Raw genomic sequence first — 10,768 nt, 5'->3', positions numbered from 1 at the left:
GCGCTGGGATGAACTGCTGCCATGGAATTGGCAGTCGCCGAACGATCAAATGCTCGCGAAAGCCGCTTGAGGCGCGGCCTCTACGCCACGCTTACGCATCGCCGACCATCCCGCCCGGCACATCGACGACTTGCTCCCGTCGAATCACCGTCCCGCCTAGGCCGACACCCTCACCGGACGCTTACGACGCAGCTAATATTCTGTATGGGGGATATCGTCGCAGACGTGCGCGTCGCCCCGCGCACAGTCTTCACGATGTCAGAAGCGCGTCTTGGTCCCGGCGCTCGGCGGTGGTGGCAGGGCAATCGGATAGTTCTCGGCATCCGGCAAAAGTAGCAATTCGGGCCAGGCTTTAGGCTGGGTCATAAAAGCCGCGTGCTGTGCCAAAACCAGGTTCGTCGAGCTCATCAAGCCTGCCGTCACCTCTGCAACCGTCCGCTCGCTGATTGCCCGAGCGATCTCGCTAGCCGAGACGCCGTTCAGCAGCAGCAACACTTCCCAGTCCCGCAGAACCCTCACCCCGTCCGAAGTCGCATACAGGCCGATCGTCACCCGAGAAATTTGCGCGCCACCCCCTGTGACTTCGTCCTCGATCGCTATCAAAAGCAACGGGTGCTCCAGACGAGCGCAAAACCCGACCCGACTAGGCAATCCTTCCGCCTCACGCAGCGCGCGATCAAAAAGTCGATGCCCGACACCTACAACGCGCGTTGCCGCCTGCGCTCCGACCAGCGTGCGATCAAAGGCCAGGCCTTCATAGCGTTCCCGCAGCGCATAATCCTCACGGACCCACTCATCGGGCGCCTTCACCTCTAAGCCGGTCTCGCGTTTAAAGACGCGGCGACCGTGGCGGGCGAGCACGCCCGAGAAGAAGCGTTCAAGGTCGGAAAGGTCCACTTGGGGCAGGTCCTTGCCCACCTGCTGAAAATCGAAACGAGCCACATTGCCGACCAAGGCCTTCACGCGATCAACGATATCCTCACCACCAAGAGTTGAGGTCGCTTGGTCGAACCAGCCCTGCAATCGTTCGGGCTCGCCAACGGCGTGCCCTTCGGAGAAGAGCGTGCTGAAATAGCTGCTGCCAGACATGCCGACCACCAGCTGACTAATATCTTCGGCATCGTCCATCACATGGCCAAGCGCGCGCTGAATGCGCTCGAGCTTGGTGTTTAGCAGATCCCAGATGCGAGCCTCGACCGTATCTGGGTTCCGCAGGATGAAAACCGATACCGGTCGCTTCTGCCCGTAGCGCGAGAGCCGCCCGACACGCTGGTGAAGACGCATAGGGTTCCACGGCATGTCGACGTGCACAAGAGTGGCGCAGCGATCCTGAAGATCGATCCCTTCGCCGGCGGCCTCTGTAGAGACAAGAAATCGAATGCCGCCTTGATTAAATGCATCAGCCGCGGCGTCGCGCGACCACTTCCGGGGAGCGGCAACCCCCTTAGCGTTGATAACGCCGTCGAGACGCTCATCGCCATTGATGAACGCGGCACATCCATGACCGAAACGCGCCTGCAGGGCATTGAGCACGAGCGTCTGTGTCGCCTTGTATTCGGTGAAGAACAGGACGGGCTCATCAGCTGGCATTTCAGCGTCGATCATATCGACGAGCCGCGTGATCTTCGTCTCACGGGGGATGCCGTCGGCTAGAGCGATGAGCTCGTCCAGCCGTGCGATCTCGTCATCCATCAACTGGACCAAGATGGCAGTCGGAACATTCTCCTCCCGCTCGGCCTGCTCGTCCAAGTCGTCAGGCTCTTCGGTATCTACGCGTGCGAGGTCTACTGCGCGGACCTGGTCCGTGATGGACGCTAGGCGTTCACGCCGTTTGGCTAGCGCGTTGCGCACCGCCGCAATTGAGCTCGCTGCCAGCTTCTGCAGGGTGATGAGCAGCAGCATGCGTGCGGACTGTGCCCGTCCATCAAAAGTTGCGGCATAGGCACGCCCGTCCAAGATGAAGCCGCTCAATGTATCGTAGAACAGCCGCTCGGCAGCACTGAAGCCGTATTCGCGACTCGATACGGTCACGTCGGTGAAGAGCCGGTTGCCACGCAGGTCAGTCGCTAACGACTTGTTGTTGCGGATCATCGCATCAGCGAGATGGTGCATCTGTGGCCCGGTGTCCTTGTCGGGATCAAACAAGTCCGGACGAACCAACCGCATTAGGGCGAAGAAGCCAAAATCCTTGCCTCGGTGTGGCGTGCCGGTGAAGAACAGTAGCGAGTTGACGCGGCGTCGTGCCTCTAGGTCCCGCAAAAGACTATAGGCCAGCGTCTCGCCCAATCGCTCGTCCGCATTGAGGTGATGCGCCTCATCGACGACGACCGCATCCCATGGTTCGGCGTCCAAGAGCCGAGCGCGGGCACCACGACGATCATCGCGTAGCGTGTGGATCGAGGCGACAACCATATTGGCGGTGCCCCAGAAATCGAGCCGCTCGGTATCGCCGTCCTTGGCGTAGGCTTGCAGGCGGATGTCGAACATCTGCCGCATACGGGCCTGCCACTGCGGCACGAGTTTGGCCGGCGCGAGGATCAGCAGACGGCGGACGCGTCCGCTCGCGATCAGAGGCATCAGGACGAGGCCGCATTCGATAGTCTTCCCGAGACCGACGTCGTCCGCGACGAGCCATCGGAAAGGCCATTGACGGTTTACGCGATGACATACCCAGAGCTGGTGCGGAAGAAGCTGCACGCGCGATCGGGAGAACACGCCCCACTGGTCATTAACGGAACGGATCGCGAGGGCTTGCGCGCGCAGCAAGGCTTCGCGGTTCTCTTCCAACGAGCCCGAAAAGCCTACACCGCCGAACGCCGCCTCAACGCGAAGCTCGGAGGCAAGCAGAGACTCGATCCGCTCGTTGAACCGAACAATGATCGTCGCGCCGACATCGGCGACGACGCGTCCAGCGCCGTGGACAGCGTGATGCACCTTTGCACCAACGGGAAAGGATGGATCAGTCATCCTGATAGCTCATGTCCAGACGGCTAGGGTCCATCCCCGCGGCCACCACGCAGCGACGTAGTTCGTGCCTGTAGTCCTTGCGGGCGATCAGCTGGAGCGGCAGGTCGAGATCGCCCAGATAAGTCGCGCGGCGGCCGATCGCTGACTCGACCTCGTCGAATTCCACGCGGCTGAAATCCATATGCCCAGGCTCGTCCAGTTGGACGTCGGCATGGCGCAGCAGGCGCCGAACGCGCGCTGTCGAGGACCAAGCATAGGGGTTGACCATGGGCAAGTCCGTGGGTGCGAAATAGCCATGCCGCGCTAGCTCGCGAATCAACCAGTTCAGGCCCATGCCGATCGACCGGTTCATCGCTGGGGCGACGACTCCGAGCCTCGCCGCGATAGCCGACTGAAAAGGTCGCATTAGGCTTTCCAACGCGACAGGCCCATGCAGGCGGATCTCAGCCGGCAACGCGCGCATGAGTATTACGTATTCGGGAAGGTATTTCGCAATGGCATAAAGTTCCACGAGGCGTTGCCGCCAGGGCATGAAGACCTGGTCCCCGGCGTTCGGATCGCTCCACGTCTCGAGCCGATCAATCCAAGGTTGAATATCCATAGTCTGCGCGTAGCGGGCGACATCGTTCCACCAACCATCGCGTAGAGCGGTCACGACGAACGACCGTGCCTGAAACCCTTCGGTCCGCCCGATATTTTGGAAAATCGCGAACGCGAACATCGTGAACCAAGCCTCGGAGTCACCTCTTTCTAAAGCGCCGAAGTCGAACTCCTCTGGATATTGGTCCTCGTCATATGCTTGCCCCTCGGCCGTCCTGTTTGCGACCCACCAGTCATGTATGGCCCCCAATAGGTCGTCCGGTTCGTATGGCTCCGGTGGATCGTCAGCGACCGGTGGCGGCAAGTAGGGCGGAAGCTCCTCCATGAGGGCCAGAAGCGTCGTGACGTCGTCGTCGGACCAGTCTGTGCAGAGGGGGTGGCCGCGGAGCAGTGACAAGGGCGACGGTAGCCACGCCAAGGGCCGAGCGCTGACATCGAGCGCGAGCGCTCGATCTGTTAGCAGATAGCGCAAGAAGGCGGTCTGCTTTAGGGAATCGGTCGCCTGCTCCGCCCATTGCCGCAGTATATAGGCGTTCGGACCATAGCCGGAGCTAGCCCGGGCCAAATTGAAAAATTCCAGAGCGAGGCCCTGATACTCGACTGCAAGAACGTTTCGGTCAGGGGCAAAGCGAGCACGGCTGTGCTCTATCTCGACACCGCCGGTCGCCATGGAAAGGTTGCGAACAGCCTCCCATGTCCCCGCGGCGGACCGAAACTGCGCTGTCGCCGCCTCAACCTTCAGCGGCCATCGTTCGCCAGCGAATTCCTCTGTCTCCACGGTGGTCAGGTTTATAAGCGCCCCGAGGCGATGCGCCATCTCCGTGGAGACCTGTTTGCCTGGGCCAAGTTCGCGTGACAGTAGCACCGCCAACGTCAGATAAGCCCCTGCTGGCAAGCCCAGTTGGGTAAGACGCTCCCCGATCGCATCAGAAACGAGTGAGCCAGCGAGGCTGACAAAGCATGGCCATTGAACGACGCGCTGGAGCATGTCTTCACGGACCAGAATGCCGGAAAGTCTAAAACAGATGTCCGTGGCGCGAACGGGCGCGTCGCACGGAGCGCGCACGCCTGTCGCGATTGAGGGCCGTGCATTCCAGAGCCGGGCTAGACCGGCGCCATTCGCATGGAGCCGAGATATGCGCTCTAGCCGCAGGTCAGCGGTAAAACGGTCGGCCAGTCGCCGCCAAAATGACGCCATCGCCGATGGCTCAATGTCCAGACGATCCAGAAACGTCTGCGGATCCGCGTCGACCACGTCGAACAACTCAACGAGCCTTTGTCCCAGCGTAACGCCAAGCCGTGCAAAAAGGTTGGCTTGGTCCTGCGTCGTGCCGGTGATGTGACTGCGCCCCGGATCCACCTCGAAAGGTCCGGAAAGTATCCAGTCGCTATCCGCTTGCTCCTGAAGCGGCACCAAGTTCCAAAGCGCACTCGGTGATACGATTGCCTCCGGGCCTGAGCGACCGATGCCCACCAGCATGGCGAACCCGTCGCCGAGGTCGAACCGCAACGCGCGGCGGCAACGTGATCCGCCATTCTCGACAACCTTGATCCCCGCAGCAAGGGGCGAGGTGTCATCGAGCCCCGTGATCGTGGTAGTCGCTGTTACATCCTCGGCGCCGCGGGCGACCGTCACGGTGCGAATGGATTTCGCGATGGCGGGAAGCCATTCCAGGCATCGCCGGAACGCTTCCACGGCATGCTCCGCAGCGGCACTGTCCTCGACTGCAATCGGAAGGTGGATCAGGGTCGCGACGCGGGAGTCCCGCGCCAGCGCGCGCGACGCGTCGATCCCTTCAGCCCAAGGTTGCGGAAGGAAGCCGCCCACGATCCTCGCGCCCAAAAAGCCACTCGCGACGCTGGCGGTGTCCGTGAGCATATGCACAGTCTTAAAACCCAGCCCGAACTTTCCCGTGACCCGCTCTTCAACCGGTTTTTCCGAGTGGTTGATCGCCAGCATGTTATAGAGGTCATGGCGGTAACCGGATTCCGCGCCGCCTGCCGCGTGTCGTCCAGGCCCATTGATTGGCCGGCCCCAGTGGACAACGCGGATCTGGGAAATTCCTTCGTCGGTATCTTCGACTTCGATGCAAAGCTCGCCGCCCTCAATACCGAGCTGCAGGTAGGCGTCGTCGGCATTCTGAAGCAGTTCGAAAAGGACGCGGTCCTCCGCATAGCCCATCTGCCGGATTTTCGTCCGAACCGCTTCGATCAGCTCTCCCGCGCTTTCGTTCGCCTCAAGGGTGGCCCACAATGTTTCCTTGGCAGCCCCTATCGCCGCCTTGTCGGTCGGAGATACATCGTCGAAAGCGCGCAGGGCAGTCCGGACATGTCCGTCAGGCGGCAAGACCAGCGTCCTCACATGGCTGGGACCCTGGTCCTTAAGTTTGGCGATCGTGTCTTCGATTGTGACTTGCTCGATCTCGAAGCTCCGCGAGAAACAGTCCAAAACGATTGTTCGCTGTTCCTCGAGCGCCAGCAGCAGCGGTGGGCACAATGCGTGTATCAGCCGTTCGAACAGCCGACGGGCCTCCTTGAGGGGCGCCACCTGTGCCACCATAGCCAGATCCACGCTATGGAACGTGCGTTGCTCCTGATCGATGACACGACGCCGACTCCCCATCGGATTACCGACGAGCAGGTCCTTCAGCTCGCTCGCCAGCGGCACTGTGCAGGGCGGCCCAGCAGCTGACGCCACAAGAACGCTGTCGGTAACGACCGTAGCGGTGAAGATGGTCCGATCTAGGATCGCCCGCAGGTCATCCACAGTCGTCGATGACGCCAGCCGTGTGTCCAGGTCCTGCCAGATCCGCTCGAAATCACCCTGCCGCGTATCATCCTGCCAGTCTGCGGCCAGAGCCCGCATCGCTTCATCGCGACCCAAAAGGCCGAGCAGAAACACGATTGCGTCGGAGGGGACCCTGCCACGCCACGGTTCGAAATAGGCGCGCATCGCCTCCGCGAATGCAGCTTTTTCTGCACCGGCACCAATAATACGCTGGGTCGTCTGAGCAGTGGTGGCCGAGACCGTTCCCATCGCCACGGTCGCGCTACGCGGCGGGTCGATTAGGTCGGCATACCGCTTATCTAACAAGTGCGTCGCGGCCACGCCGTGACCTCGAACGGCGACACAGTCGGCACGGAGGAAGCTGCCCGCATCCGCCGGCAGCTGTAAATCAATCGGGAGAACGGGTCTGACGCCGGCGACGAGCGATTCGAAGAATGCAAAGTGCAGGCGCCTGGCCGCTTCGGCTGTTGATCCGGTCGTCGCCCGTGTGGCAAGGAAGTTTAGGCTGGCGAGCGCTGTCGTTATCGTGATATTTCCGGTGATCGAGCGTGCGACCGGTAGCAGCAGCTCATCGGCGTAATTGCCCTTGAGCAACGCCGCGAGAAGAGGCCAAGCAGGAAGATCAAGAACTACGCCTGCCCGCGCTATCGTCCGAAGGTCATTCATGTGAGGATCGGGATCGATCGGACAGCCGACCAACGTTGGCTGGTCTTCAAGCATCAGCTGGACAGCCGCGAGGGACTCGGCCTCGTCCGGTAGGACTTCGGTCCGCAACCGCGACGCTGCTTCATGATCTCGAATTGCGGCGGTGAGCAGATCAAATGGCAGGAAGACCGCGTTCGGCAATAGGTTTCGTATCGCTGCATTCACCTCCGGCGCGAGGTTGAGCACATCACTTCCACGGTGGCACGCTCCGTCTCCATCCTTGAGCCAGCGTGATTGCCGTAACAGCGGGCACAGCGAAGGGAGGTCCTCGCTGCTAACCAAGTGCAGCGCATCGAGTATCTCCACCGCGAAATGTTCTGGGTTCGGCTGCTCCAGCGCAGTGTTGATCTGAGCCGTAGGTGTCCAGGCGCAAATAGCGCGCTGAATCCTTGCCAACTCGGGTTCGGGCCAAGCCAGGTGAATGACTATTTTCGCCCTGAGCGACGGTGGGACCCGGAAATCCAGCTCTCGGTAGATTCCAGGCCCGCCCGTAACGGGGGAACCGTCGTTCCCCCTGAATAGTGGCAGGCGCAAGAGAACGTCATCAGGTAGTCCGCTTTGAAGCAGTGCCTTCGCCTGATCTGTAGACGGCCTCGAGAGGCTTCCTTTTTGAAACGCAGCTACAAGGATTCTACCGACGGCCTCGATGTCGACGTCCTGGATGCGCAACTGCTCGCGCACACTTGCCGACAGAAGTTTCGCGATCTCCAACGGAACGATTTTTTTAAGATGATCGGACGCCAATGCGTCCACAACCAAACCCTCGACGGCCTTCGGCACCGCGCCAAGCGAGACAAGCGTCAAGAAACCGAGGTTCCGCACTGGTGCGCCGACGCAGAGCGCCCGCAGCGGCGCCGGATCGGCATGTTCCTCGCGCAGAAGATCCACCAGCAGCGGGCTGCGCTCAGCTACGCTGCCGAAGCTGTCGGCCTGCCGCACGATCTCCAGTGCGGCCGCGGGGGAATTCGCCGCCTGCAGCTTAAGACGCCGCGCTGCGCCGCTCTCATCAGGTAGTCGGATGGCGAACAACGGCACTTCTGGCACGGCTGCAGCAAGCCTCGACAGCAAGGTGCTGGGCCGACCGTCGAACAATCTGCCCTGATCGCCCATTTGTGCGAGGTCCGACAAGGACAGCACGTCTGTTCGGTCGCTGCCGACCCGTCGTGCTCGCACCACCCGCAGATTGCGGGAGCGTTCGTTCTCCGCCAACTCGTTGATCGTGGGACCGGCGGCTATGATGGCAATGACCGCCGTATTCGCTTGGTCCCCAAGATCGCCGGGCTCGGCGAGGATGGGTTCCAGCGCGCCAAGCCAGTCGATCGCCGTAGAGGTGTCCAGCTGTCGTATCTCGAGGCCGGGCGCAAACGTGGCACGGATGGCGAGCCGCGCGCCCGGGGCGGCCGCGAGCGCACGCAGGACCTGTCTGTTCTCCACACTTTTCGGAAGTGGAAACAGCCGCTCCTGGGGCACGAAGGGAATAAGGTTCGCGATTGCAGCTGCGTTGGCGAGGGCGTCCTCGGACAGGAACGCCGCCCTGAGCGTCGTGCAAAGACGAGTGGCGGCGAGCGGAAACTGCCCGTTGCCAGCAACCTCACCCAGAAAGACGGCGAGCGCCGCTGCGGTGTCGGTCCGCGACAGCGTTCGCGGATCCATTCCCTCAAGCAGATCGGCTACCTCGTCGTCACGCCAGAGCATCGCCCGCCCACTGAGCACGGCCTCCTCGTCGAACATCAGCGAAAGCTCGTGAGCTACGGCCCAAGCCCTAAGATTCGGGAAAACACGCAGAAGCGTCTCAGGCGCGAGGATAGCGGTCGGCGGTAGCGGGCGAACGGACGACGCCGGAACGACGCGCCAATCCGTGGCGCCTCCGCCCGTGAAGACTTCGCCAAAGGCGGATTCACCACACGCTGCCTGCCGGTGCCCGGTCCACCACGCGTGCTGGGCAATACCGCGCACGAGGCTGCGCTGCTGCACTGGCGACAGGGCCAGATCCTCAAACCCACCCAATAAAGACGGCAGCAGCAGGGGAAGCGTTATCGTATCTCTGATCATCCCGTTCCACAACGTGCGCAGACGGCTGTCCGGATCGCCAGTCGGAGTATCAAACGACAATTTCTTACGTCCACTGTCGACGAAGAAATAGCCGTGAAGCAGCAGGTCGAGGCGACCGATCGAGCGGTCGTCGAGCATGATCCGGGTCACCACGTCATCGGACGTCGGCAAGAAGACTGCCCAGTGTATGTAGAGCGAGGATGCGCCCGTAGTCGCAGGATTGCGCGTAAGGATCACCGCACCATGCGGCAGGGCCTTCTCGGCAATAGGTTCGTGATCCTGCCCAATCGTCGATGGCCAGTTCGCATCGTTCCGGAAACGAGCGGCGGCCGCGCTCGGGAGTTGCCGCTCGCGGCCTGTGAAGCGGATCGCATCCGCCGAGGTCGGCGCGGCGATGGTTCCGCTGAGCCGACGATCAATGTTCGCATCATTGCTGGCGCCGATCATCCGCTCGCTGTCCGGCGCGACGGCGAAACGCATAGGTGGACGACCCTGCCGCCGAATTTCGATGTCGCGGACATTCCGCAGCGCGCTAGTCAGAAGCCCAAGTTGGTCAGGATCGGAATAAGCGTCGATCAGAGTGGCAAGATCCGGTTCGGCCTTCGAGAAGCCATTGCGGGGCGATGGCCGCAGATCGGGGCTGCGCAACGGGATATAAATGGTGACACCCCGCATGCCGAAGCCGGCCTCAGCTCCTGCGGCGATGAGTGCCGCCTCGTCGGCCGATCCGAAGTCTTCCCAGGAACGCGCGTTTCCCGCGTCGGAGCCGAGATCCACATACGGATTGATAATCCGATGCGAAGCGACAGCCGGGTCACCGGTCCAGCCCAAGGCGATGAATGCGTCGCAAAGATTGAAAAGAGATTTTTGGCCAAGACCGAACCTGCCCACCTTCGAGACATCGCCCGTCTTGTCGCTGCGACTGGCACGGCTCATGCCGTCAAGCTGCGCCTCGCTAATTGGCCCGTCGTTGAGGACGAGCAAGCCAGGTGCACGGAGAAGAGAATTCGTCGCGTTGGCGACGCCGTCAAGCGCGATCAGGGTGAACCGCAGGGCCTGCGCATCGTCGGCGTTCTGCAGCAATTCCTTGAGGATCGAGCCGGGACCATACTGATCACGGATTTGGTTGATGATCGCGACAATGGTCTCTCGAGCGTCCGTAGTAATGCCGGGCAAGTCGATCTCCTAGATTTCCAGACCGCTATCGTGCAGGCACCGCCACCATCGTCGCGTTGATCGATGCGGTCAAAGGGTCGGCCGTTCCCGCTTCCGCCGTCGGTGTCCGAAGCCCCTCCCACGCGACTTATTACCCAGATGCCAGCGAGAGTCATCCGGAGGCGGGCCGCTTCTGCCGAGTGAAGCGAACGCGCGGCGTAAGTTAGACTAGCTTGCCTTCTCTACATGAAGACCTCCTGCAGGAAGGGATCGGATGACGCTCGCCGCCGGCACGGTGGAATCTAGCCAATCCGCCCACCGATCTCGATCAAGCACGGCGATTTGCCGATCATGATAGGGTGCGATATCCGGGCCCGATGCGGTAGTGGACATCTAATGGCGCAGTTGTCAACGCCGGTCGGATTCCAGGCCAGCGGGGCGGAGTAAAAGCAGGCCATTGTTGATGCGGGCCTGACGATATGAAGAGGGCCCCGATCGGGG

General features: G+C 61.6%; 2 protein-coding genes. Both read right to left on the bottom strand.

Translation table 11 applies throughout. The features are described from left to right. Positions 1–258 precede the first annotated feature (258 nt). Complete coding sequence (locus tag ABIB28_RS18245) at positions 259–2,967, bottom strand: DEAD/DEAH box helicase (protein WP_354289502.1); 2,709 nt, start codon at positions 2,965–2,967, stop codon at positions 259–261. Continuing rightward, positions 2,960–10,288, bottom strand: a complete 7,329-nt coding sequence (locus tag ABIB28_RS18240) for a sacsin N-terminal ATP-binding-like domain-containing protein (RefSeq protein ID WP_354289500.1) — start codon at positions 10,286–10,288, stop codon at positions 2,960–2,962. The genes ABIB28_RS18245 and ABIB28_RS18240 overlap by 8 nt, the downstream gene beginning before the upstream one ends. Positions 10,289–10,768 lie beyond the last annotated feature (480 nt).

It is taken from the genome of Sphingomonas sp. UYEF23, from assembly GCF_040546165.1.
GTDB classification, from domain to species: domain Bacteria; phylum Pseudomonadota; class Alphaproteobacteria; order Sphingomonadales; family Sphingomonadaceae; genus Sphingomonas; species Sphingomonas glacialis.
Note: the sequence above shows the minus strand (reverse complement) of the source record. Positions and strands in the feature narration are given on the sequence as shown.

What these genes read in the sequence shown, in the direction of transcription:
- ABIB28_RS18245 (WP_354289502.1), bottom strand. Translation starts at nt 2,967, where the DNA reads ATGACTGATCCATCCTTTCCCGTTGGTGCAAAGGTGCATCACGCTGTC.